Genomic DNA, 22,247 nt, shown 5'->3' on the forward strand with positions numbered 1-22,247 from the left:
CGGGTTCTGCCCCTTCGCTGGTGTCCTTTCCCGCGGCTATGAATGTTAGCCTTGCGTGACGGACCCCGTTGCTGAAGAGTCGGGAAAGGCGACAGGAAAAAGGTTCGGACTTTTGGAGGCGTTTTACATCGTTCTGCTGATCGGCACGCTTCTGGTGCTGGTTTCCGCCTTCTCGAGCCTGCTTGCCTTCCGCTTCGGCGCGCCCTTGCTTCTCGTCTTCCTTGCGATCGGCCTTCTCGCAGGCGTCGATGGCCTCGGCATTCGTTTCGAAAACTATCCCTTCACCTTTATGCTGGGATCGCTCGCTCTTGCAATCGTCCTTTTCGACTCCGGCTTTAGTACGCCCATCCATTCCTTCCGCCTTGCCGCCTTTCCGGCGATCGTCATGGCGACGGCCGGTGTCCTGATTACCGCCGGCATCTTCGCCGTTGCGGCCGCTCTCATGCTCGGCTTCGGCTGGCTCGAAGGCATGCTTCTGGGCTCGATCGTCGCCTCGACGGATGCGGCGGCCGTCTTCTTCCTGCTGCGCATCGGCGGCATCAATATCCGCGACAAGGTGCGATCGACGCTCGAAGTGGAATCCGGCACGAATGACCCGATGGCGATCTTCCTCACCATCGCCATTGCAGAACTGATCGGCACCGGCCAGCGCCTGTCCGGCATCGATCTGCATTTCGCGCTGGTCTTCATCGAGGAAATGGGCCTCGGCCTCATCTTTGGCCTTGCCGGCGGCATGATGATCGTCGCGATCCTCAACCGCTTCACCTCGGACCGCGGCCTTGCGCCGATCTTCGTGCTGGCGCTCGCCCTGCTCGTCTTTTCCTTCACCGGCGCGCTCGGCGGCAGCGGCTTCCTGGCGGTCTACGTGGCCGGCATGTATGCCGGCAATCGCAAGATGTTCGCCAAGCAGCAGATCACCCGCTTCAACGAAGGGCTGACCTGGCTTGCCCAGATCATCATGTTCCTCGTTCTCGGCCTGCTCGCCACGCCGTCGCAATTTCCGAGCATTCTTCTGCCCGCGATCGGCCTCGCGCTCTTCCTCATCTTCGTCGCCCGCCCCGTGGCCGTCTGGCTGAGCCTCCTGCCCTTCGACTATACCCAGCAGGAAATCGGCTTCGTGGCCTGGGTCGGCCTGCGTGGCGCCGTCTCCATCCTCCTCGCCATCATGCCGATGCTGAGCGGCGTGGAAAACGGCGAACTCTACTTCAACGTCACCTTCATCATCGTGCTCGTCTCCCTCCTGGTTCAGGGCTGGACCATCAAGCCCGTCGCCAATTTCCTCGGGCTGATCATCCCGCCGCGCCTCGGCGCGGTCGACAAGATCGAGCTCGACCTTCCCGGCGGCGCCCAGCACGAGCTGATCTCCTACCGTGTCATTAAGGACAGCCCGGTCCTCAGCGGCGAGCGCATCCCGCGCTGGGCAATGCCGTCCCTGGTCATCCGCGACGGCAAGAGCATCCGCTTCCAATATGCCGGCCGACTGCGCGAGGGCGATCAGGTCTATCTCTTCGTCAGCCCCACCTATATCAAGCTGCTCGACCGCCTCTTCGCCGCCCGCGCGCCGGTGGAAGATACCGACGAGGACTTCTTCGGCGCCTTTGCGATTTCCCCATCGCGCCCGGCCAGGAGCTCGACGCCGCCTATGGCCCCGGCCTGCTCGCCACGTCCGAGCAGAGCATGACCGTCGGTGATCTCATCAATTCGAGGCTTGGCGGAAAGGCCGAATATGCCGATCGCATGCGCTTCGGCTCCATCATCCTTATCGTGCGGGAAGTCGACGAACACGACCATATCCGCAGCGTCGGTGTTTCGCTGGAACCGGTGGAACCGACCACCAACCTGCCGATCTTCATCAACATGCGCGAGATCGCCCACCGCATCCGAGATCTGCTGCGCAAGTATCGCGGCAGACAGGTTCCCGGCCAGAAATCTTGATCGCGATCGACAGGCGCAATTCGCCACGAACGCGCCTTGCGTCGGCGATCAGGCATAGTATGGTCCGGCCAGTTCACATCCCAGCCCCTTAAAAGGAATGGACCATCATGCCGGCTTTCAAGACCATCGACGACATCAACGCTCCTGCGGGTAAGCGCATTCTCGTGCGCGTCGACCTCAACGTTCCGGTTGCCGACGGACAGGTGACCGACAAGACCCGCATCGAGCGCGTCGCGCCGACCATTCTTGAACTTGCCGGCAAGGGCGCCAGAGTCATCCTGCTTGCCCATTTCGGCCGCCCCAAGGGTGAGCCCGTCGCCGACATGTCGCTCTCGCTGATCGTGCCCGCCGTCAGCGAAGTCCTCGGCACCAAGATCCTGTTTGCTTCCGACTGCATCGACCCCGATGCCGAAAAGGCGATCGCCTCGATGAAAGACGGCGAGATCCTGCTTCTGGAAAACACCCGCTTCCACAAGGGCGAGGAAAAGAACGACACCGAGTTCACCGAGGCTCTTGCAAAGAACGGCGACATCTACGTCAACGACGCCTTCTCGGCCGCCCACCGCGCCCATGCCTCGACGGAAGGCCTTGCCCATCACCTGCCGGCCTATGCCGGCCGTACCATGCAGGCCGAGCTGGAAGCGCTGGAAAAGGGTCTCGGCGCTCCGGTACGCCCGACAGTCGCCATCGTCGGCGGCGCCAAGGTCTCGACCAAGATCGACCTGCTGCAGAACCTCGTGAAGAAGGTCGATGCGCTGGTAATCGGCGGCGGCATGGCCAACACCTTCCTCGCGGCCAAGGGCATCAATGTCGGCAAGTCGCTCTGCGAGCATGATCTCGCGGACACCGCCAAGGCGATCATGGCCGAGGCCGAAAGCGCCGGCTGCGCCATCGTGCTCCCGGTCGACGGCGTCGTCGCCCGCGAATTCAAGGCGAATGCAGCCAACGAGACGGTCGCGATAGAAGCCATCCCGGCCGATGCCATGATGCTCGATGTCGGCCCGAAATCCGTTGAAGCAGTCAGCGAATGGATCGGTAAGGCATCGACGCTGGTCTGGAACGGCCCGTTCGGCGCCTTCGAGATCGAACCCTTCGATGCTGCGACGGTCGCTGCCGCAAAATTCGCGGCAGCTCAGACCAAGGCCGGCAAGCTCGTGTCCGTCGCCGGCGGCGGTGACACGGTTGCCGCGCTCAACCATGCGGGCGTCGCCGACGACTTCACCTATGTCTCGACGGCAGGCGGTGCATTCCTGGAATGGATGGAAGGCAAGGAACTGCCGGGCGTGGCGGTTCTGTCCAAGACCGCCTGAGTGCCCTATCTTATGGAGGGTGCGCAGGCATAGGTTCGCGCATCCTCAGGACAAGAGGCGTTTAAATTATTTCAACATTTTAAACGATTGAAGTAATTTCAATCGTTTCAGGCAGTTAGAGGCATATTCCCCGATATACAAACTTCTGTTATCGGCGGATTGTAGCTTCGGAAATTGATCAGGCTGGCATCGCCGCCTGAACGTGGAACCAGAGGATACGTGAGCGCCTACGGCGCCATTTTAGGGATAGGAGTGAAGTATGGTGGACGCGAAGATGTTGGACAAGATGAGCTCGGCACCCGGGTTTATCGCAGCGCTGGATCAGAGCGGTGGTTCAACACCCAAAGCGTTGCTGCTCTACGGCATTGCTGAATCCGAATACCAGGGCGACGAGGAAATGTTCCGCCTGATGCACGCCATGCGCGTCCGCATCATGAGCGCGCCTGCATTTTCCGGCGACAAGGTCATCGGCGCCATCCTGTTCGAACGCACCATGGACGGTGACGTCGAAGGCCAGCCGGTTCCTTCCTATCTCTGGGAAAAGCGCGGCGTCGTACCGTTCCTCAAGGTCGACAAGGGTCTCGAAGCCGAAGAGAACGGCGTTCAGCTGATGAAGCCGATGCCTGATCTCGACGCTCTCCTGATCCGCGGTCGCGAGAAGGGCATCTTCGGCACCAAGATGCGCTCGGTCATCGCTAATGCCGACAAGGCCGGCATTGCCGCCGTCGTTCAGCAGCAGTTCGACGTGGCGCGTCAGATCATCGCCCAGGGTCTGATGCCGATCATCGAGCCTGAAGTCTCCATCAAGAGCCCGACGAAGAAGGAAGCCGAAGCCATCCTTCGCGACGAGATTGCCGCACAGCTCGACAAGCTGCCGGCCGACGAGAAGGTCATGCTGAAACTGACGATCCCGACGGTCGCCGATTTCTACGCACCCCTGATCGCCCACAAATCGGTCATCAGAGTCGTCGCCCTTTCCGGCGGCTACAGCACCGATGAGGCCTGCGAAAAACTCAGCCACAACCATGGCATGATCGCAAGCTTCTCGCGCGCTCTGGCAGAACACCTGCGCGCCTCGATGACCGACGCGGAATTCGATGCGAGCCTTGCCGCAACGATCGATCAGATCTATGCGGCAAGCGTAAACAAGGCCTGATCGGCCTTTTCGAAGGAACCGTTGCAGCGGTCGGCGCACCACAGGTGCCTCGCGCTGCAGGGAGGAGAAAACCGCGTCGGCAACGGCGCGGTTTTTCCATATTGCCATCATCTCTCTGGCCATAATCATCCTCGATTGCCACCATCACAAAGATTGGCTGGTGGCAGAGGACTGTCCCGCCTAGCATCGCGCCAGTTTGATCTGGAGAATGCCATGCCCACTATCGATTTCGTCACCGTCGATGTCTTCACCACCGAACGCTTCACCGGCAATCCGCTGGCCGTGGTGGCGGATGCGCGCGGGCTGACGACCGAACAGATGCAGCAGATCGCCAAGGAATTCGGCTATTCCGAAAGTACCTTCGTTCTGCCACCCGAGAATGCCGAAAACAGCGCCCATATCCGCATCTTCACGCCGACCATGGAAGTGCCCTTTGCCGGCCATCCGAATGTGGGCACTGCCTATGTCCTCGGCCAACAGACAAAGCTTTTCGGCAAGCCGGTTGGCGATCGGTTGCGCTTCGAAGAAAAGGCCGGGCTGGTTGAGGTGGATCTGAAGCGCGACGGAGATGCTGTTATCGCGGCAACGATCCGCGCACCGCGACCGCTCGAAGTCGGCGAGACCTTGAACGCCAAACTCATCGCCCGCTGCGTCTCGATCGACGAGCAAGATGTTCGCACTGATCGTCATCAGCCACTCTTTGCCTCCGTCGGCCTCGCCTTCGTGCTGACGGAACTGGAGGGGCTGGACGCCCTCAGCCGAGCGAGGCCCGATCTTTCCGCGTACCGGGAAGCCGCCGAACGGCATGCCGGAGACGGGCTCGGCGTCGCAGTGTTTCTCTATGTGCGGGACGAGACGCATCCTTCGAATATCCGCGCCCGCATGTTCGCACCGCTGGATGACGTGCCCGAAGATCCGGCAACGGGCAGTGCATCGGCGGCTCTGGCCGCATTCCTCGTCGACAGGGAGCCCGCAACAGATGGCAGCTTCCACCTGACGATCGAACAGGGCGTCGAGATGGGCCGCCGCAGCGTCATCGAACTCGATGTCGTTAAGCAGGCGGGTCAGGTTACCGACGTTCGGGTCAGCGGCCGATGCGTCTTCGTCATGCGCGGCAGCGTGGAAACCTGATCAATAGAATTCACGGCTTAGCAGCGCGACGGTCCAGATCGCAAAGGCGAAAAGCGCGATCTTCCAGAAATCCATGCGGCGCTTCAGGCCCGGCAGGCCGAGCGGCTTGATGATCTGGACACCCATGGCGAGGATCAGGATGATGGCAAGCGCTTTGGTCATTTCTAATCCGCTGACGGCCGTTTTCCGGTCTCGCCACAGGGTGGACATTTTTCAACTCCACCACAGATAGGCTTGGGGAGGGGCAACGCGATTCACAGACTGGCTGCCCTCCCTTTCGTTACCGCCCCGCTCGACCCGGCGCAACACGCCGGATAAGGCTGAGGCGCCGCCGCCGAATGTTTGACTCGAGCAATTTGTAGAGACGATGCGACGAAACCTCCTCCCCGTCCTCGCCCTTTTATCCGGTACCCTTTTCCTGTTCCTCGGCAACGGCCTTCAGGGTCTGGTGCTTCCCCTGCGTGGTACCCATGAAGGATATTCCAACGAAGTGCTCGGCCTCCTCGGCACGACCTGGGCGGCAGGCTTCGTCATCGGCTGCTTCGTCGCGCCGAATGTGGTGAGGCGCATCGGCCATGTCAGGGCGTTTTCCGGCTTCCTGGCCCTGATCTGCATGAACGTCCTGCTGACCGGTCTTTTCGTCGACCAGACGGCATGGCTGGTCCTGAGAGCAATCACCGGCTTCTGTACCGCCGGCACATCGATGATCATCGAAAGCTGGCTGAACGAGCGTGCGACGCCGGAAAGCCGCGGCACGATCTTCTCCTTCTACATCTCCATCACCCTTTTCGGCGTCGTCGGCGGTCAGATGATGGTGCCCTTCGCCGATGTCACGACAGCGACGCTCTTCATGATCTGCGGCATTCTCTACAGCATCGCCGCATTGCCCACGACGCTCTCCAAGGCCGCCTCGCCGCAGCCGCTGAAACGCGCGAGGCTGGACTTGAAGGGCCTGTTCAAGAACTCGCCGATTTCCTTCGTCGGCATCCTGCTGATCGGCATTGCCAACGGCGCCTACGGCACGCTGTCGGCCGTCTTCGCCACCCAGGCCGGGCTCTCCCAGGGCGCGGTTGCAGCCATGGTCAGCATCACCATCTTTGCCGGCGCGATCATGCAGTTTCCGGCCGGCCGACTCTCTGACAGGCTTGATCGTCGACACGTCCTGGCGGGACTATCCGGAGCAGCGGCACTCGCGGGCCTTGCGGTTGCGATATTCAGCCCGACGAGCGTCTACGGCATCATCGTGCTTGTGGCGATCTATGGTGCCGCCGCCAATGCGCTCTATCCGATCGCCGTCGCCCATGCGAACGACTTCGCCTCGTCCGAGGACTTCGTCAAAATATCCGGCGGGCTTCTGCTTCTCTACGGTATCGGCACGATCATTGGCCCCAGTATCGGTGGACCTGTGATGAGCTGGGCGGGACCATACGCGCTCTTTCTCGTCACCGCCATTTCGCATATCCTGATCAGCGCCTACGCGATCCTGCGCAGCCGGCAGAGGGCGGCAATACCGGCCGAACAGCGCGATGCCTATACCGCAGCCCACGCGCCGGCAACGCTCAGCACGCCGGAAAGCGTTGCGCTCGATCCGCGCGCCGCGCCGGCAGAAGGCCCGTCCGACGACCGGAGGAACTGAACATGAGCTTTTTCGACGAAGATCGCCCGATCAAGAAGACCGCGCACGAGATCGGCCAGGATCTTTCCATCCTCTCGGTCGGCGATCTCGATGACCGAATCGCGCTGCTCAGGCAAGAGATCATCCGTCTCGAAGCCGACAGGCAGAAGAAGCAGGCGGGGCGCTCCGCGGCCGACAACCTGTTCCGAAAATGAAATTGGTGCCCGTAAACGCCGCCAAGTATTCCTAAGCTGTTTAAGCAAATATTAATCATTAACGGACATTATCAGACCGTCCAGGCTTTCCTGGACTCAGACAGTTTCTCCACCCGGCGAATGGTCTGATTTCTCCCTGTTTTACCTTGAGAGCCGCCTTTCCGCGGCTCTTCTTTTTGCGCCTCGCTGAGTTGTGAGATGGCGTGAGGTCAGGGAGTGAAACACCGATATTCCGGCGATGCCGAAATGTGTATCAAATCAAGAACATTAGCACCTGTTTACCCGATCTTGTGGGTATTAACCTTTAGTTAATAAACGCCTTGCGGATTTGCAGTATAACGACCATGTTCAAGTCAATCAGGGCCGCGATGGAACTTTTTGGCCGTTGTGGCCATTGCCTCATCGTGATTGCGTTAGCAGGATGACTTTCATGTCGGAACAGGGTTTGAATACTGTCAACTTCGCCGGTCGCGCAGCTGCGTCTCCGCAGTTCAAGACGCTATACTCCGAAGGCATGGCACTGGTCGAAGAAACCGCGAGCTATCTCGACGGCACAGGCCGCGCTGCATCGAAAGTCCTGCCCCGTATCGCCTCGGTTCTCTACGCTGCCGAATCCATGCGCCTGACGACCCGCCTGATGCAGATGGCCTCCTGGCTGCTGCTGCAGCGCGCCGTCAACAACGGCGAAATGTCCCGCGATCAGGTTCTGGCTGAAAAGAACAAGGTTCGCCTCGACGGCTTCAACGTCGACCGCAATGCGCCGGGCTGGGCCGAGCTTCCGGAAGGCTTCCGAGATCTGGTCGAGCGTTCGCTGCGCCTGCAGAACCGCGTCGCCCTGCTCGATCGCGAAATCTACCGGCCGTCAGACGCCGTTGTCGTGCCTGACAATGAGAACAGCGTCCGTGCTCAGCTGGATCTTCTCAATACCGCTTTCGGCAACTAGATCGCAGAGCAGACCCGTTCTGCATAATCGGTGATTTGAGTGCGGCTCTTCAGCCGCACTTTTTCGTTGGCGAACTCGTCGAACATTCGTACGTGGGTCTGGAAGGAGTTCCAGTTGTTACGGCGCTCCCTATACTTCGACACCCAGTCGATAAGCTCGTCGAAACCTTCCTGCGTCTCGCCGCCCTGCTTGCCCCTCGCCCTGACATTGGCAATGCATTCCTCTTCCGGCAGATCGAGAAAGATCAGGGAGGTCGCTCTCGGCAACAGGACATTGATGAGCCAGCCGTAGACACCCTCCATCAGCCACTCGTCCTTGTAGGAGAGCTGGCGGATTTCCTCGGCCACCACGGTCTTGTCGCGCGCGACCCCGAACCGGCCGGGCTGCCAGTAGACCAGGTCCATATGGATGGGATGAACGCCGAGGCAGGGAGCAAGACGCTTCGCGAGCCAGGTTTTTCCCGACCCGCCATTGCCCATGATCACGACGCGGGCAAACGCCTCGCGCTTTCCTGGCTTCACCATGCCCGATCCCCAAACTCAGCCCGACCTAGAAAACGAAAAAAGCCCGGCTTGCGCCAGGCTTTTTTAGGTCCGTCAAGGTTCGGATTAGAGGCCGAGGCCGCCGAAACGCTTGTTGAACTTGGAAACGCGGCCGCCGCGGTCCATCAGCTGCTGGTTGCCGCCGGTCCAGGCCGGATGGGACTTCGGATCGATTTCGAGGTTCATGACTGCGCCTTCCGAACCCCAAGTCGAGCGGGTTTCGTATTCGGTGCCATCGGTCATGACGACCTTGATCATGTGGTAGTCGGGATGAATCTCAGCCTTCATGTCGCTAATCCTGCGCTGCGGGGTCACCATGCCGCATTTGCGATCACCGACCCTCTGTAATAGATGAAGCCGCAGACCGGTCCGGTCACGGCTTCCCAATTCGATGCGGAGCCTATACAGGAAGGTCACCGCAAGCACAAGTCCCGTGCGAGCGAGTTTGATATAGGTTCTACATGGCCTCGCCGTCTATGGCAGGATGGGCTTTCTAGGACCGAAATTGCGCATCTGTCTGCTGGGAATCGCTTCTGATTGTCGGGTTGAGATGCCAGCCAGGAGAGCACGTGGCAGTCATGCCCCAGACCGAGACGAAGACTGAGATCCAGACCGAAAAGAAGAATCGCACGCTGAAACCTCTGGCGCGCCTGATCCCCTATCTTTCCCGCTACCGCGGACATGTCGCAGCAGCGCTGTTCTTCCTGGTCCTCGCCGCAGCCACGACGCTGGCTCTGCCGCTCGCTCTGAGGCGCATGATCGACCACGGTTTCGCCGCCACCGACGGGCACTTCATCAACAGCTATTTCGGCATGCTGCTGGTTCTGGCCGTCCTTCTCGCGACCGCGAGCGCCATGCGCTATTATTACGTCATCACGATCGGCGAACGCGTCGTGGCAGACCTGCGGCGCGAAGTGTTTGCCCATGTCACCCGCCTCTCCGCATCCTTCTTCGACGTCAACCAGTCCGGCGAGATCGTCTCGCGCCTGATTGCCGATACGGTGCAGATCAAGTCGGCGTTCGGCTCGTCGGCATCCCAGGCGCTGCGCAACACCATCCTCTGTCTCGGTGCGATGGGCATGATGATCTATACCAGCCCCTGGCTCTCAACCATGGTTCTGGGCGCCATCCCGCTCATCGTCTTCCCGATCGTCGGCTTCGGCCGCTCCGTGCGCCGCCGGTCGCGTGCGGCGCAGGATACGCTGGCCGAAAGCTCCGCCTTCGCCTCGGAAACGGTGGCCGCCAGCCGCACCATCCAGTCCTTCAACGGCGAGACCGCCGCCAGCGACCGCTACGCCTTTGCCGTCGAGAATGCCTATGACGCGGCCCGCTCGGCGATCCGCTCCCGGGCATTGCTGACCGGCTTTGCCATCCTCCTCGTCTTTGGCTCGATCGTCGGCGTTCTCTGGTACGGCGCCCAGAGCGTTCTCTCCGGCACGATGACGGCCGGCACGCTCGGCCAGTTCGTGCTCTATTCCGTCATCGCCGCAAGCTCGCTCGGTCAGCTTTCGGAAGTCTGGGGCGAACTTTCCGCTGCCGGCGGCGCCGCCGAGCGCCTGACCGAACTGCTGCATGAAATTCCCGCCGTCCGCGACCCCGAAACCCCGAAGGCGCTCCCCGCCCCGCCCCGCGGCGAAGTCGAGTTCAACTCGGTCTCCTTCGCTTATCCTGCCCGTGTCAGCGCGATCACCCTCAATGCGCTCTCCTTCAAGGTCAGGCCCGGCGAAACGGTCGCGATCGTCGGCCCATCCGGCGCCGGTAAGAGCACGGTCTTCTCGCTGCTGATGCGATTCTACGATCCGCAGAGCGGCCAGATCTCGCTCGATGGAACCGACATCCGCGAGGCACGGCTCGCCGATATCCGCGCCCGCATGGCGATCGTGCCGCAGGACGTGACGATCTTTGCCGCCTCGATCCACGACAACATCGCTTTCGGCATGCCGAACGCCACCCGCGAAGCGGTGCGGGATGCAGCCATTGCCGCCCAGGCCGACGAATTCATCTCCAGGCTGGATCAGGGCTATGACACGCTGGCCGGCGAGCGCGGCATCACGCTTTCGGGCGGCCAGCGTCAGCGCATCGCCATTGCCCGCGCCATCCTGAAGAACGCCCCTGTCCTGCTGCTCGACGAGGCAACCTCGGCGCTCGATGCCGAAAGCGAAACGCTCGTCCAGCGCGCCCTCGACGGCCTGATGGAAAACCGTACGACGCTCGTCATCGCCCACCGTCTGGCAACCGTATTGAAGGCCGACCGCATTTTCGTTCTCGATGGCGGCCGCGTCGTCGAGGAAGGCACGCATCAGAGCCTCGTCGCCAAGGGCGGGCTTTACGCCAAGCTTGCTCGCCTGCAGTTCCAGGACCTTGAACGGCCGTCCGTCGCCGCCATCTAAGGATAGACATGACCTTCAAGCCCCTGGACCCGAATGCGCCCCTCGATACGCTGCTCGATCAGGTCCAGAGGCATACCTTTCTGTATTTTTGGGAAGGCGCCCATGAAGACAGCAAGCTGCCCTATGACAAGCGTTGGGTGAACGGCGCTCTCGCCACCCAAATGATCTCGATCAGCGGCACCGGCTTCGGCGTGATGGCAATTATCGTCGCGGCCGAGCGCGGCTGGATCGACCGACACCAGGCACTGGAGAGGATCGACCTCATCGTCGAGCGCCTGCTGCTTGCCCCACGCTTCCACGGCGCTTTCTCCCACATGATCGACGGCGCCACGAGCGCGTCGATCCAGTTCTCCCAGTACGATGACGGCGGCGACATCGTCGAAACCATGCTGCTGATGCAGGGGCTGATCTGCGCCCGCGAATATTTCACCGGCGCGGCAGAGACCGAGACGACGCTGCGCAACCGCATCAACAAACTGTTCGACGAGGTCGAATGGAACTGGTTCACGAAAGGCAAGGCGGACGGGCCGCTCTACTGGCACTGGAGCCCCAACCACGAGTGGATTATGAACCTGCCGATCGTCGGATGGAACGAGGCGCTGTCCGCCTATGTGCTCGGCGCCGGCTCCGACACGCACCCGATCAGCCCGGAAAACTACCATGTCGGCTGGGCGCGATCCGGTGCGATGAAGAACGGGAACGACTACCTCGGCACCACGCTCCCGCTCGGGGAACCCTTCGGCGGCCCGCTTTTCCTGTCGCAATATTCCTTCTGCGCACTCAATCCACACGGCCTGACGGATCGCTATGGTGACTACTGGCAGCAGGCAGTAGCCCATACCCGCATCAATCGCGCTTATTGCAAGACCGTGCCTGCTTATGAGCAGCACAGTGTATGGGGCCTGACCGCCTCGGAAGCGCCGGGCGGCTACAACGCTAACTCACCCACAGTCGATACCGGAGCGATCGCGCCGACTGCGGCACTCTCCAGCTTCCCCTTCCTGCCGAAAGAAGCAGAGGAAGCCTTGCGGGCGATGATCCGCTACGAGAACGGCAAGCTCTTCGGCGACTACGGCTTTGCCGACGCCTTCGCTCCGGCCAACAACTGGGTGGCCTGGACCTATATCGCCATCGACCAGGGCCCGATCGTCGCTATGATCGAGAACCATCGCTCAGGTCTGCTGTGGGGCCTGTTCATGAAGGCGCCGGAAGTGAAGCGAGGCCTGGAGCGACTGAGCTTCAGCTCAAGCCACTATACAGCCTGACGGTAGGCGAGCCGCCTCACTCGGCCCTCTCGAAAACCCATTTCACGACATACTTGCCATTGGCCTTCAGCTTGGCCTTGGTCGTCACCGTGACGGGCCCGCCGAGCGCAGCTTCGGCCTGGCCGAACATCTCGCGCGCCTCGGCGATTGCCTGGTGGTAGGCGCTGTTGTCCCGGCGCGGGGTATCGGCGACCGCCTTGATGAGGTCGGTCATGTCGGGCTTTCTGGGGGGCATGCTTATCGTTCCGTCAGCTTCAGTTCGATGCGGCGGTTCTGGGATTTCGCCTCCGGCGTATCGCCCGGAGCGATCGGCTGGAATTCGCCGAACCCGGCCGCGACCAGACGGTTCGCAGGCACGCCCTTGGAGATCAGGTATTTGACCACCGAGGTCGCACGGGCCGAGGAAAGCTCCCAGTTGTCGCGATAGCGACCGGAACCGGAGAGCGGCGAATTGTCGGTATGCCCGTCGACGCGCAGCACCCAGCTGATCTCGGCCGGGATCTCGCGCGCGAGTTCCAGCAGCGCCGTCGCAAGCTTGTCCATCTCTCCGCGACCGGCATCGTCGAGCTCGCTGCCGCCGACCGGGAAAAGCACTTCCGACTGGAAGACGAAACGGTCGCCGACGATGCGGATATTCTCACGGTCCGATAGGATTTCCTGAGCCGCCCGAAGAAGTCGGAACGGTAGCGGTTGAGTTCCTGGACGCGCGCGGCAAGCGCAACATTGAGGCGGCGGCCGAGATCGGCGATCTGTGCCTGCGAGGCCGAATCCTTGGCTTCCGAGGCCTGCAACGCCTGCTCGACGGCCGCGATCTGCGCCCTGAGTGCCGCGATCTGCTGATTGAGAAGCTCGATCTGGCTTGCCGCCCGCTGGCTGATCTGCTGCTGCTCGTTCAGCTGGCCGGTCAGTTCGCCGACCTTGGCATTCGCAGCATTGCTGCTGCCGGCGCCTTCATTGAGAAGCTGCTGCAGACGGGAACGGTCGCCTTCGACCGCGGCAAGCGACGACTGCAGGTTGGCGAGCTGGTCCTCAAGATCCTGATTGCCGCTTTTCTCAAGCGCAAGCAGTTCAGTCAGCTCGGCGATCTGGCTGTTCAGCCGGCTCAAAACTTCGTCACGGCCGGTAATCTCGCGGCTCAAGAGGAACTGCGCCAGCACGAAGACCGTGAGCAGGAACATAATGGCCATGAGCAACGTGGACAGCGCATCCACGAACCCCGGCCAGAAGTCGACGCTGCGTTCGCGGCGGCGGTTCTTGGCGAGCGCCATCGCTTACTTGCCCCCGCTCTTGTCGGCTGCGATCTTGTCGGAAAGCCGATCGAGCGTCCGCCGCATCGCCTTCGATTCTTCCTGCTGTGCCTCGATCCAGTCACGCAGCATCTGCTGCTCATTGCGCATGTTCTTGACCAGCCCCTGGATGCCTTCGGCGAGATTGGCCATGGCCGACATGGAGCGCTCGGTGCTGGCGCTGTCCTGGCCTGCCTTTGTCTGGGCGGCGGCAAGCTTGCGCAATTCAGTCGTCAGCGCCTTGAGTTCGTCGAGGGAGGCGTTGTTCTGGGGGCCGTCGGAAATCGGGCCGTGATAGCCGACATCCGTCACCGACGAGAGCCAGTTTTCAAGCTCGGTATAGAAGCGGTTCTGCGCACGGCCGGCCTGCAGGTCGAGAAAGCCGAGGATGAGCGAACCGGCAAGGCCGAGCAGCGAGGACGAGAAGGCCGTGCCCATGCCGGCAAGCGGCTGGGCGAGACCGCTCTTGATCGCGCCGAGAATGTCGTTGGAGCCGCTCGAGGCCGGGTCGAGCGCGCCGATGACGTCGCTGATCGAGCCGATCGTGCCGATCAGACCCCAGAACGTGCCGAGCAGACCGAGGAAAACGAGGAGGCCAATGAGGTAGCGCGAAGTGTCGCGCGATTCGTCCAGCCGTGTGCCGATTGAATCGAGGATGGAGCGGTAGGCGACGGTGGACAGCGCCACCTTGCGGCGGCGACCGATCAGCGTGCGCATAGGTGCCAGAAGGCGTGGCTCGCGGCCAACCTTGTCGGCATTGCCGCCGGCCGCGCGGAAGGAGTTGAACCAGCTGACTTCCCGCGCCAGGCTGATCACCTGGACGAAAACGAGCAGAACGCCGATTGCCAGCACGCCGAGGATCAGGCCGTTCAGCCCCGGATTGGTCTGGAAGGCGTGGGCAGCCTGGCGATAGAGGATGGAAGCAACGAACCCGACGAGGATCAGGAAGATAAGCATCGTCCAGAGGAAGGACGCCGGATTGGAGAGCTTGTGCTTGTAGCCGCCGCGGCCGGTCTCCGTTTCGTCCAGATCGTCCACTGTCGCATTCGCCATGATATACCTCGCCTCCGGTATGCTGGCCGGAGGCTAGTGTAAAATTGCGACGAATTGAAGTGTTCCAGCGTTGGAAAACAGTGGGCTATCCGCGGACGCCCACCTTATTGCGCTGGATAATCAGCGGGTCGGAACCGGACGGTTGACGACTTCCACCAGTGCCTTCTGGATCAGTTCGTTGCCGCCGATAGCCGTACGGGTTTCGAACATATTGGTCCCGCCCTTCATGTCCGAGACGAAACCGCCGGCTTCGCGAATGAGAAGCAGGCCGGCCGCCATATCCCACGGCGACAGTTCGGTTTCCCAGAAACCGTCGAAACGACCGGCAGCGACATAGGCGAGATCGAGCGCAGCAGCGCCCATGCGGCGCACACCCGCCACTTCGCCCATGACGTGGCGCAGTTCGACGAGGAACTTGCCGTGGTTGCCGCGGCCGAGATGCGGGACGCCGCAACCGATGACGCAGTCAGAGAGAACCCGACGCGCAGCGACACGGATGCGACGGTCGTTGAGGAAGGAGCCGCCGCCCTTTTCTGCCGTGAACAGGTCGTCGGTCGCCGGGTTGAAGACGACGCCCGCGACGATCTCGCCATTGCGCTCCAGAGCGATCGAGACGGCGAACTGCGGAATGCCGTGCAGGAAATTGGTCGTGCCATCCAGCGGGTCGACGATCCAGCGATGCGCGCCATCGGTGCCCTTTTCCTCGCCGCCTTCTTCACCGAGGAAGCCATAGGTCGGGCGAGCCTTCAGCAGCTCGTCGCGAACGATCTTCTCGGCCTTGAAATCCGCCTGAGACACGAAATCGCCCGGGCCCTTGACGGAAACCTGCAGGTTCTGCACCTCGCCGAAATCGCGGGTCAGCGACTTGCCTGCCTTCAGGGCAGCCTGCACCATGACGTTGAGAAGGGCTGAACGGGCCATTTTTCGGAATCCTTGAGCCCCTGGGCAGGGATGCCGGGGAACACGCTTGTTTCTTTTTCGATTGGGCGGCTTCAAGACCACAAATTGCCGCCAAATTCAAGTCATGCGACGGTAGGTGCAGTTGTCATTGTGGGCGCGGCCTGCGAAAGGAGGGCAAACTTTTATTGGAGACGCCCCATGCGTATGCCCGTTCCCTTCCTCATCAGCATCGGCATGCTCCTGACCATGACCTTCCTGTCGGTCGGCCTATGGTCGGCCCTGCCCGCGGATATCATGCTGCCGATTCATTTCGACTGGCTCGGCACTCCGGATGGCTTCGCGCGACCGGCCGTCGCACTCTTCCTCCTGCCGGCCATCATGCTCACCGTCATCTTGGTCTTCACGATCGCGCCGATCATCAGGCCGCAGGCGCTGAACAGCCCGGTCCTCTACGCCTGCATCTGGCTGGCCGCAGTACTGATCATGTCGGCTGCCCATGGCCTGGTCATCCGCCAGGCGCTCTTTGCACTGAAGGGCTGACGGTCAGCGCGGTTCGCGCCTGAACCTGTTGGCCGCGTCGATCGCCTGCTTCTGCTGGTCATCGTTGATGCCGAGGTAGAAGTCTTCCAGACCCGCATCCTGGAGCCCGGCGCGCCGCGAGAGCACGTACCACTTGGCAGCCTCGACCGGATTCGGTCGTGTGCCGAGCGCGTTGATATAGAGATAGGCGAGCTTGTTCTGCGCGACGACATTGCCCCGCATCGCCGCGATCCGCAGCCACTCGAAGCCCTTGTCGTAATCGCGGTCGCCGCCGACACCATTGACGTACCAGATGCCCATGTCGAGTTGCGCCGTATCGTAACCGGCCTTTGCAGCGCGCTCCATCCACTGCCGCGCGCGATCGTGCTTTTCAGGCGGAACCTGTTTTAGCGACATATAGAGCTGAGCGACGGCATATTGTGCATCGGCGACGCCCTGTGTCGCAGACTTTTCATAGAACGGCAGGGCGAGTTCCAACCCTTTGTCGCCTGGGTTTTCGGAAATCAGGATCTGGCCCCAATTGAACTGGGCAGCCGCATTGCCGGCCTCGGCCGCCCGGCGCATGTACTCGTCGGCCTTCACCTTGTCGGCTTCTACGACGCGTCCCCGCATCAACAGCAGCGCATATTCGAACATCGCGGCCGGATCGCCTCGCTCGGCGGCCTGACCATACCAGAAAGCTGCGGACTTTGCGTCCCGGGCAATACCGAGCCCCTTTGTCATCATCTCCGCCACCAGCGTCTGGGCCGCGGCATCACCCTTTTCGGCGCGCTCCAGAGCTTTGCTCATGGCGGTTACGTAGAGCCCACGCTGATAGGCGCCATAGGCCTCGTCGACCGGGCCGTCGTAAGGTTTTTCGGCCGGCGCTGGAGGCAGGGTCGCGCCCATGCGCTGGTAGAGCTCGACGCCACCCGAGGGAACGATGCCGTCAGGCTGCTGCTCCTGTTCCATCCTGCCCGCATCCGGTCCGACCGGCCGCGTCAAGGCGCGGTTCGACTGGGCGTGCAAGGATGTGCTCGCCGTAGCGAACAAGAGCACGGCGGTCGAGATCTTCAGTGAGCGGCGAAGCAGGCGTATCGTCGATGGCATGCAGACCATCAAGCCTCAAACCGTGGCGCTTTTTCGTCGAGAAGCGCGTTGGCCCGGGCAACCGCTTCCGCGGGCCCGCCTTCGGCTTCGAACACGGCGCTGCGCAGCGCAACGAATTCCGCACCAGCCTCAGCGACGACGACGACCGATCTCGACCGAGGTCCCGCCCATGGCGATGCACGGAATTTCGATCATCGACGCCCACCATTCGGCCAGCGCGACATTCTTCGGATGCGCCTCGGGCTTGATGTCGCCGTCGAAGCGGCCGAAGAAGATATAGTCCGGGCGCAGCTCGCCGATCTCGAGAGCAGCATGGCGTTCCGATGCGCCGCCGGCGCCGACGATCAGCTTCGGCGTGAACTTCTCGATCGCTTCACCCAGTTCCTCCAGCGAGCCATCCATGTGAAGCCCGTCGGCCTTGGCGCGGCCGGCAACCCGGCTGTCGCCATAAATGATCGCCGCAGCGCCCGCATCCTGAATGATCTGCACGAGAACTTCAGCACGCTTCTGGAACGCCTGATCGTCGAGCGCGTATTGCGGCAGCATGACCGAGGCCACGTCACCGCCCGACAGCGCCTGGCGCAAGAGGTTCGCCTGGCGTTCGGCATCGGCTTCGTTCGGCACGATCAGCACGAGGCGGCAGCGATCTTCCGGTTCTGTCATGTTTCTTCCCGTCTGGCGGCCCGGGCGACATCAATATGGCCCTCCGCTCTCGTTTTCCTGAGCGCAATTCGATAAACCGGACGGATTGAAGGATCAACCACCAGCATCTCCCCCGCCCCATGATAGATCTGCCCAGTCTCGAATTCTTTATCTATGCCGTGCCGGCCGTGATGCTGGTCGGGCTGTCGAAAGGCGGTATCGGCGGCGCGATCGGCCTGCTCGGCGTACCGCTGATGTCGCTTGCCGTCGACCCCGTCCAGGCGGCTGCGATTTTCCTGCCGATCCTTATCCTGATGGATATCGTCGCACTCTGGTCCTGGCGAAAATACAACGACCCGAAGACCCTGCTGATGATCCTGCCCGGCGGCGTCATCGGCATCGCGCTCGGCTGGGCGACTTCGGCCTATGTATCGGACAATGCGCTGAGACTGGTAATTGCATCGGCGACAATTCTCTTCACCGTCCGCTATTTCTGGCAGGTCTACGGCCGAAGGGGTGAAGTGGCCGCACCATTACCGCATCGGCCGGTCGCCGCGACCTTCTGGGGATCGCTGTCGGGCTATGCCAGCTTCGTCGCCCATGCGGGCGGCCCGCCTTTCCAGATCTATGTCCTGCCGATGCAGCTCGATCCGAAGGCCTATACCGGCGCCAGCATCCGCTTCTTCGCCATCGTCAATGCGGTGAAGGTGATCCCCTATTTCTTCCTCGGAGCACTGGACGGCGAGAACCTGACGCTCTCGGCGACGCTCCTGCCCGTCGCCCTGATCTCGACTATGCTCGGCGCAGCCGTCGTGAAACATCTGAAGGCCGAGACCTTCTATCCGATGACCTACGGCCTCGCCTTCCTCGCTGGCCTCAAGCTGCTCTGGGACGGACTGCCCTTCTGACGGAAACCAAGGCCCTGAAACGATTCTGGCCGTGGCCCTTATGGAACCACGACCAGAACAGGTATGGATTGTTTTGCCGCTTATGGACTACTGGCAAGTCATTCTGAGTCCGCGGCGGAGGCTCTATAAGCTGGCTTTAATGGCGTGTATCCGCCCTGAGCCGCTGCATTTCGTCTTTGAGACGCAGCTTACGACGCTTGACCTCAGCAATCTCCCTGTCATCCGCGGAGGGTGATGACAAGATCGTCTGGAGCTCCTCCTCCAGATCGCCGTGCTTCTTCTCAAGCGATGCTATATGAGCCTGGATGGTCATGTGGCATGTCCTTCCTTATTGCCTGCTCCGGCCATCCCATCGGCCGAAGCTTCAGGTTTACGAAGGAAGTGTGACACGATCGGCCGCGTTTGTCGAAGGAGAATTCGTGGTCAGAACGCGGCAAATTCGTGACCCTGCCTAACTTCCCGTTAACGCGGTTTGATGGTAGGAGCTTGCGCATTATGCCGGGCCCATCCAAAAGCCCGGAAAGACAGGGGACTGAAGACATGGCTGATCAGGAACAGGCGGATATCCGGCTTGCACTTGCGAAACTCCGGCAGGAGCACGAGGATTACGACGCCGCGATCAACGCCATGATAGAGGTCGGCTGCGATGCCCTGCGCGTTCAGCGAATGAAGAAAAAGAAGCTCGTCATCAAGGACCGGATGACCCAGCTTGAAGACCAGATCCTCCCAGACATCATTGCCTAGGATAAAGAGCATGGCCGAAACACCGCCCGTCGCAATCATCATGGGAAGCCAGTCCGACTGGGAAACCATGAAGAACGCCGCCGAGACCCTCGATGCGCTCGAGATCGACTATGAGGCGCGCATCATTTCAGCCCATCGCACGCCCGACCGGCTGGTCGAGTTCGCCAAGGGCGCCCGCGAGGAAGGCTTTCAGGTCATCATCGCCGGTGCCGGCGGTGCCGCCCATCTTCCCGGCATGGCCGCCGCGATGACGCCCCTGCCGGTCTTCGGTGTGCCGGTCCAGTCCAAGGCACTCTCCGGCCAGGACAGCCTCCTGTCGATCGTGCAGATGCCGGCCGGCATCCCGGTCGGAACTTTGGCCATTGGCCGCGCCGGCGCCGTCAACGCCGCCCTTCTCGCCGCCGCCGTACTTGCCCTTGCCGACGACGACATCGCCTACAGACTGGACGAATGGCGTGCCCGCCAGAGTGCTGCAGTCGCCGAATACCCGATGGACGAAGCATGAAGGCGCAGACGATCGGCATTATCGGCGGCGGCCAGCTCGGCCGCATGCTGGCCATGGCGGCCGCACGCCTGAACCTGCGCACCATCATCCTGGAACCCCAGGCGGATTGCCCCGCAGCCCAGGTTGCCAACGAACAGATCACGGCAGCCTACGACGACCCGACAGCCCTAGCCGAACTGGCAAAGCGCTGCGACGTCGTCACCTACGAATTCGAAAACGTGCCGGTATCGGCCGCCGAGACGCTGCAGAAGTCGGTTCCCGTCTACCCGCCGCCGAAGGCACTGGAAGTGGCGCAGGACCGGTTGGTGGAAAAGCGATTCCTCAACGATTGCGGCATAGAGACGGCACGTTTCCACGCCGTGAACAGCCAGGCTGATCTCGAAGCGGCGCTCGCCGATTTCGGCGGCAAGGGCGTACTGAAGACCTGCCGGCTCGGTTACGACGGCAAGGGCCAGCGCGTGTTCCGCTCATCCGACGATTCCCCTGCCGGCGCCTACGAGGCTCTGGGCTCCGTTCCGCTGATTCTCGAAAGCTTCGTGCCCTTCGAGCGCGAGATGTCGATCATCGCTGCCCGCGCCGTCGACGGCACCATCCGCTGCTATGATCCGGCGGAAAATGTCCATCGCAACGGCATTCTCCACACCTCTACCCTGCCCGCCGCGATCTCTGATGCGACTGCAAAGACGGCCCGTGAGGCCGCAGAGAAGCTGCTGGCTGCGCTCGACTATGTCGGCGTCATCGGCATGGAATTCTTCGCCATGGCTGACGGCACGCTGATCGCCAACGAGATCGCGCCGCGCGTGCACAATTCCGGCCACTGGACGGAAGCCGCCTGCGTCATCTCGCAGTTCGAGCAGCATATGCGCGCCGTTGCGGGCTTTGCGCTCGGCGATCCATACCGCCATTCGGACTGCGTCATGACCAACCTGATCGGCGACGACATTCTCGCCCTGCCGCAATGGCTGGCGACGAAGGACGTGCTTGTCCATCTCTACGGCAAGACGGAAGCCCGTCCCGGCCGCAAAATGGGCCACGTGACCGAACTGAAAGGCCGGAAAACGTTGTCATAAGGTTGACACGGGCGAAGGCTCGGGTTATCTGCACGCCCAACCTGAGGCGCGCCCCTTGATCTCAAGAACTAGGCGGCGCGCTTTCGATTGATAGAGACAAGCGGCTCTACGAGCCCACAGACTGCTGGACCAGTACAATGAAGATCAAGAACTCGCTTAAGGCGCTGAAGGCTCGTCACCGCGAAAACCGTCTGGTTCGTCGCAAGGGCCGCATCTACATCATCAACAAGCAGAACCCGCGCTTCAAGGCCCGCCAGGGCTGATTGCGGCAGGCGAGTTTTCTCGCCGGCAATCAAATTGTCGATAGCGCGACAATTCGGCTTTGACCTTCGGCGCATGCGGATTACCTTATCCGCATGCGCCATTTCATTTTGAGCATCCCGCTTATCGCAGCCACCGGTCTGGCAATGCCCGTTCCCGTGCTGGCTCAGACACCTCCGCCGCAGGCAGAATCGCCTGCCGCCCCTGCCCCTCCGGCACCACCGGCTCCAGGTGAGCAGTCTCCCGCACCTCAACCTGCTGCCGCCAAACCCGTCGATTCCCTGTTCGATGCCTTGAAGCGCGAACGCGATGCGGAAAAGGCAAAGAGCATCGCCAACCAGATCATCGCCGAGGTCAACGATTCGGGCAGTCCGACGATAAACCTGCTGATGCAGTGGTCGGCCGATGCCATCAAGGAAAAGAAGAATGCGGCCGCGCTCGACTTCCTCGACCGCGTCACCCTTCTCGATCCCGCATTCACCGAAGGCTGGAACAGGCGTGCGACGCTGCATTACGCGATGGGCGACCGCCGCAAATCGATGGCCGACATCGCTGAGGTCTTGAAACGCGAACCACGCCATTTCGGCGCCCTTGCCGGCATGGCCGGCATCCTGACGGAAGCCGGCGACGACCAGCTGGCGCTGAAGGCCTGGGAACGCTATCTCGATGTCTACCCCGCCGATCGCGACGCTCAGGAAGCCGTCGTGAAGCTCTCGGAAAAAATCGCCGGAAACCGTACGTGAGGCA

Annotated in this window: 23 protein-coding genes and 3 pseudogenes; 16 read left to right on the forward strand and 10 right to left on the reverse strand. The window is 61.7% G+C overall.

The features are described 5' to 3' along the window. The first annotated feature begins 112 nt into the window (after window positions 1–112). The 4 genes and pseudogenes from N7E02_RS09185 (at window position 113) to N7E02_RS09200 (ending at window position 5,532) form a co-directional block, all read left to right on the forward strand. A pseudogene (locus N7E02_RS09185) lies at window positions 113–1,935 on the forward strand (potassium/proton antiporter). 107 nt (window positions 1,936–2,042) lie between these two features. Next, window positions 2,043–3,245 (forward strand): phosphoglycerate kinase, encoded by a 1,203-nt coding sequence (locus N7E02_RS09190; protein ID WP_286581552.1) that lies wholly within the window; start codon window positions 2,043–2,045, stop codon window positions 3,243–3,245. Between the two features lie 259 nt (window positions 3,246–3,504). After that, window positions 3,505–4,401 carry a fructose bisphosphate aldolase gene (locus N7E02_RS09195; protein WP_286581554.1) on the forward strand — a complete coding sequence of 299 codons (897 nt, stop codon included), beginning with the start codon at window positions 3,505–3,507 and terminating at the stop codon, window positions 4,399–4,401. 213 nt (window positions 4,402–4,614) lie between these two features. Then, on the forward strand, window positions 4,615–5,532 hold the full coding sequence (locus tag N7E02_RS09200) for a PhzF family protein (protein WP_286581556.1): 918 nt from the start codon (window positions 4,615–4,617) through the stop codon (window positions 5,530–5,532). Here N7E02_RS09200 and N7E02_RS09205 read toward each other — a convergent pair whose 3' ends face one another. Next, window positions 5,533–5,694: a hypothetical protein gene (locus tag N7E02_RS09205; RefSeq protein WP_286581558.1), complete on the reverse strand. Its 162-nt coding sequence runs from the start codon at window positions 5,692–5,694 to the stop codon at window positions 5,533–5,535. It abuts the gene before it with no gap. 205 nt (window positions 5,695–5,899) lie between these two features. Between N7E02_RS09205 and N7E02_RS09210 the strand changes: the two genes are divergently transcribed. From N7E02_RS09210 to rcdA, 3 genes are all read left to right on the forward strand, one after another. Then, window positions 5,900–7,168 carry an MFS transporter gene (locus tag N7E02_RS09210; protein WP_286581560.1) on the forward strand — a complete coding sequence of 423 codons (1,269 nt, stop codon included), beginning with the start codon at window positions 5,900–5,902 and terminating at the stop codon, window positions 7,166–7,168. A 2-nt stretch (window positions 7,169–7,170) separates the two neighbouring features. Then, window positions 7,171–7,362, forward strand: coding sequence for a DUF1192 domain-containing protein (locus tag N7E02_RS09215; RefSeq protein ID WP_286581562.1), 192 nt, complete (start codon window positions 7,171–7,173; stop codon window positions 7,360–7,362). Window positions 7,363–7,792: 430 nt separating this feature from the next. After that, a complete protein-coding gene (gene rcdA, locus N7E02_RS09220; protein WP_286581564.1) occupies window positions 7,793–8,305 on the forward strand; it encodes a protease adaptor protein RcdA in 513 nt (170 codons plus the stop codon). Here rcdA and N7E02_RS09225 read toward each other — a convergent pair. Beyond that, window positions 8,302–8,829 (reverse strand): P-loop NTPase family protein, encoded by a 528-nt coding sequence (locus N7E02_RS09225; RefSeq protein WP_286581566.1) that lies wholly within the window; start codon window positions 8,827–8,829, stop codon window positions 8,302–8,304. The genes rcdA and N7E02_RS09225 overlap by 4 nt on opposite strands. Window positions 8,830–8,913: 84 nt before the next feature. Then, window positions 8,914–9,135 carry a 50S ribosomal protein L31 gene (gene rpmE, locus N7E02_RS09230; RefSeq protein WP_093004267.1) on the reverse strand — a complete coding sequence of 74 codons (222 nt, stop codon included), beginning with the start codon at window positions 9,133–9,135 and terminating at the stop codon, window positions 8,914–8,916. Between the two features lie 290 nt (window positions 9,136–9,425). On the opposite strand from rpmE, the gene N7E02_RS09235 reads away from it, so the two are divergent. Together N7E02_RS09235 and N7E02_RS09240 are read left to right on the forward strand one after the other, a co-directional pair. Further along, window positions 9,426–11,237 carry an ABC transporter transmembrane domain-containing protein gene (locus N7E02_RS09235; protein WP_286583742.1) on the forward strand — a complete coding sequence of 604 codons (1,812 nt, stop codon included), beginning with the start codon at window positions 9,426–9,428 and terminating at the stop codon, window positions 11,235–11,237. An 8-nt stretch (window positions 11,238–11,245) separates the two neighbouring features. Then, window positions 11,246–12,502, forward strand: a complete 1,257-nt coding sequence (locus N7E02_RS09240) for a glucoamylase family protein (RefSeq protein ID WP_286581569.1) — start codon at window positions 11,246–11,248, stop codon at window positions 12,500–12,502. A gap of 16 nt (window positions 12,503–12,518) precedes the next feature. On the opposite strand, the gene N7E02_RS09245 is transcribed toward N7E02_RS09240, so the two are convergent. The 4 genes and pseudogenes from N7E02_RS09245 to N7E02_RS09260 form a co-directional block, all read right to left on the reverse strand. Beyond that, a complete protein-coding gene (locus tag N7E02_RS09245; RefSeq protein ID WP_286581571.1) occupies window positions 12,519–12,737 on the reverse strand; it encodes a hypothetical protein in 219 nt (72 codons plus the stop codon). Window positions 12,738–12,739: 2 nt separating this feature from the next. Continuing rightward, a pseudogene (locus N7E02_RS09250) lies at window positions 12,740–13,770 on the reverse strand (peptidoglycan -binding protein). 3 nt (window positions 13,771–13,773) lie between these two features. After that, the gene (locus N7E02_RS09255; protein WP_286581573.1) at window positions 13,774–14,841 is read right to left on the reverse strand and encodes an OmpH family outer membrane protein; all 1,068 of its coding nucleotides are present in this window, start codon (window positions 14,839–14,841) and stop codon (window positions 13,774–13,776) included. Window positions 14,842–14,961: 120 nt separating this feature from the next. Beyond that, a complete protein-coding gene (locus N7E02_RS09260; protein WP_286581575.1) occupies window positions 14,962–15,762 on the reverse strand; it encodes an inositol monophosphatase family protein in 801 nt (266 codons plus the stop codon). Window positions 15,763–15,939: 177 nt separating this feature from the next. Between N7E02_RS09260 and N7E02_RS09265 the strand changes: the two genes are divergently transcribed. Continuing rightward, window positions 15,940–16,281: a DUF1648 domain-containing protein gene (locus N7E02_RS09265; protein ID WP_286581576.1), complete on the forward strand. Its 342-nt coding sequence runs from the start codon at window positions 15,940–15,942 to the stop codon at window positions 16,279–16,281. Between the two features lie 3 nt (window positions 16,282–16,284). Here the strand turns inward: N7E02_RS09265 and N7E02_RS09270 are convergent, their stop codons facing one another. Both N7E02_RS09270 and N7E02_RS09275 read right to left on the reverse strand, forming a co-directional pair. Continuing rightward, a complete protein-coding gene (locus tag N7E02_RS09270) occupies window positions 16,285–17,370 on the reverse strand; it encodes a tetratricopeptide repeat protein (RefSeq protein WP_374730679.1) in 1,086 nt (361 codons plus the stop codon). A gap of 8 nt (window positions 17,371–17,378) precedes the next feature. Continuing rightward, window positions 17,379–18,033 (reverse strand): annotated as a pseudogene (locus N7E02_RS09275) (thiamine phosphate synthase). Between the two features lie 119 nt (window positions 18,034–18,152). On the opposite strand from N7E02_RS09275, the gene N7E02_RS09280 reads away from it, so the two are divergent. Beyond that, window positions 18,153–18,920, forward strand: coding sequence for a sulfite exporter TauE/SafE family protein (locus tag N7E02_RS09280; RefSeq protein ID WP_286581578.1), 768 nt, complete (start codon window positions 18,153–18,155; stop codon window positions 18,918–18,920). A gap of 136 nt (window positions 18,921–19,056) precedes the next feature. Here N7E02_RS09280 and N7E02_RS09285 read toward each other — a convergent pair whose 3' ends face one another. After that, a complete protein-coding gene (locus N7E02_RS09285) occupies window positions 19,057–19,233 on the reverse strand; it encodes a YdcH family protein (protein ID WP_286581579.1) in 177 nt (58 codons plus the stop codon). 227 nt (window positions 19,234–19,460) lie between these two features. Here N7E02_RS09285 and N7E02_RS09290 point away from each other — a divergent pair, with 227 nt between their 5' ends. The 5 genes from N7E02_RS09290 (at window position 19,461) to N7E02_RS09310 (ending at window position 22,243) form a co-directional block, all read left to right on the forward strand. Beyond that, a complete protein-coding gene (locus N7E02_RS09290) occupies window positions 19,461–19,664 on the forward strand; it encodes a YdcH family protein (RefSeq protein WP_286581580.1) in 204 nt (67 codons plus the stop codon). Between the two features lie 10 nt (window positions 19,665–19,674). Next, a complete protein-coding gene (gene purE, locus N7E02_RS09295; RefSeq protein WP_286581581.1) occupies window positions 19,675–20,169 on the forward strand; it encodes a 5-(carboxyamino)imidazole ribonucleotide mutase in 495 nt (164 codons plus the stop codon). After that, window positions 20,166–21,239: a 5-(carboxyamino)imidazole ribonucleotide synthase gene (locus N7E02_RS09300; RefSeq protein WP_286581582.1), complete on the forward strand. Its 1,074-nt coding sequence runs from the start codon at window positions 20,166–20,168 to the stop codon at window positions 21,237–21,239. The genes purE and N7E02_RS09300 overlap by 4 nt, the downstream gene beginning before the upstream one ends. Window positions 21,240–21,376: 137 nt before the next feature. Continuing rightward, window positions 21,377–21,502, forward strand: a complete 126-nt coding sequence (ykgO, locus tag N7E02_RS09305) for a type B 50S ribosomal protein L36 (protein WP_093004239.1) — start codon at window positions 21,377–21,379, stop codon at window positions 21,500–21,502. A 93-nt stretch (window positions 21,503–21,595) separates the two neighbouring features. Next, complete coding sequence (locus tag N7E02_RS09310) at window positions 21,596–22,243, forward strand: tetratricopeptide repeat protein (protein WP_286581585.1); 648 nt, start codon at window positions 21,596–21,598, stop codon at window positions 22,241–22,243. Window positions 22,244–22,247: the final 4 nt, after the last annotated feature.

The organism is Terrirhizobium terrae (genome assembly GCF_030323265.1).
Lineage (GTDB): Bacteria > Pseudomonadota > Alphaproteobacteria > Rhizobiales > Rhizobiaceae > Neorhizobium.

Excerpts from the sequence above, each read along its gene's own strand:
- N7E02_RS09190 (WP_286581552.1), top strand. The coding sequence starts at position 2,043 with ATGCCGGCTTTCAAGACCATCGACGACATCAACGCTCCTGCGGGTAAG.
- N7E02_RS09195 (WP_286581554.1), top strand. The coding sequence starts at position 3,505 with ATGGTGGACGCGAAGATGTTGGACAAGATGAGCTCGGCACCCGGGTTT.
- N7E02_RS09200 (WP_286581556.1), top strand. The coding sequence starts at position 4,615 with ATGCCCACTATCGATTTCGTCACCGTCGATGTCTTCACCACCGAACGC.
- N7E02_RS09205 (WP_286581558.1), bottom strand. The coding sequence starts at position 5,694 with ATGACCAAAGCGCTTGCCATCATCCTGATCCTCGCCATGGGTGTCCAG.
- N7E02_RS09210 (WP_286581560.1), top strand. The coding sequence starts at position 5,900 with ATGCGACGAAACCTCCTCCCCGTCCTCGCCCTTTTATCCGGTACCCTT.
- N7E02_RS09215 (WP_286581562.1), top strand. The coding sequence starts at position 7,171 with ATGAGCTTTTTCGACGAAGATCGCCCGATCAAGAAGACCGCGCACGAG.
- rcdA (WP_286581564.1), top strand. The coding sequence starts at position 7,793 with ATGTCGGAACAGGGTTTGAATACTGTCAACTTCGCCGGTCGCGCAGCT.
- N7E02_RS09225 (WP_286581566.1), bottom strand. The coding sequence starts at position 8,829 with ATGGTGAAGCCAGGAAAGCGCGAGGCGTTTGCCCGCGTCGTGATCATG.
- rpmE (WP_093004267.1), bottom strand. The coding sequence starts at position 9,135 with ATGAAGGCTGAGATTCATCCCGACTACCACATGATCAAGGTCGTCATG.
- N7E02_RS09235 (WP_286583742.1), top strand. The coding sequence starts at position 9,426 with ATGCCCCAGACCGAGACGAAGACTGAGATCCAGACCGAAAAGAAGAAT.
- N7E02_RS09240 (WP_286581569.1), top strand. The coding sequence starts at position 11,246 with ATGACCTTCAAGCCCCTGGACCCGAATGCGCCCCTCGATACGCTGCTC.
- N7E02_RS09245 (WP_286581571.1), bottom strand. The coding sequence starts at position 12,737 with ATGCCCCCCAGAAAGCCCGACATGACCGACCTCATCAAGGCGGTCGCC.
- N7E02_RS09255 (WP_286581573.1), bottom strand. The coding sequence starts at position 14,841 with ATGGCGAATGCGACAGTGGACGATCTGGACGAAACGGAGACCGGCCGC.
- N7E02_RS09260 (WP_286581575.1), bottom strand. The coding sequence starts at position 15,762 with ATGGCCCGTTCAGCCCTTCTCAACGTCATGGTGCAGGCTGCCCTGAAG.
- N7E02_RS09265 (WP_286581576.1), top strand. The coding sequence starts at position 15,940 with ATGCGTATGCCCGTTCCCTTCCTCATCAGCATCGGCATGCTCCTGACC.
- N7E02_RS09270 (WP_374730679.1), bottom strand. The coding sequence starts at position 17,370 with ATGCCATCGACGATACGCCTGCTTCGCCGCTCACTGAAGATCTCGACC.
- N7E02_RS09280 (WP_286581578.1), top strand. The coding sequence starts at position 18,153 with ATGATAGATCTGCCCAGTCTCGAATTCTTTATCTATGCCGTGCCGGCC.
- N7E02_RS09285 (WP_286581579.1), bottom strand. The coding sequence starts at position 19,233 with ATGACCATCCAGGCTCATATAGCATCGCTTGAGAAGAAGCACGGCGAT.
- N7E02_RS09290 (WP_286581580.1), top strand. The coding sequence starts at position 19,461 with ATGGCTGATCAGGAACAGGCGGATATCCGGCTTGCACTTGCGAAACTC.
- purE (WP_286581581.1), top strand. The coding sequence starts at position 19,675 with ATGGCCGAAACACCGCCCGTCGCAATCATCATGGGAAGCCAGTCCGAC.
- N7E02_RS09300 (WP_286581582.1), top strand. The coding sequence starts at position 20,166 with ATGAAGGCGCAGACGATCGGCATTATCGGCGGCGGCCAGCTCGGCCGC.
- ykgO (WP_093004239.1), top strand. The coding sequence starts at position 21,377 with ATGAAGATCAAGAACTCGCTTAAGGCGCTGAAGGCTCGTCACCGCGAA.
- N7E02_RS09310 (WP_286581585.1), top strand. The coding sequence starts at position 21,596 with ATGCGCCATTTCATTTTGAGCATCCCGCTTATCGCAGCCACCGGTCTG.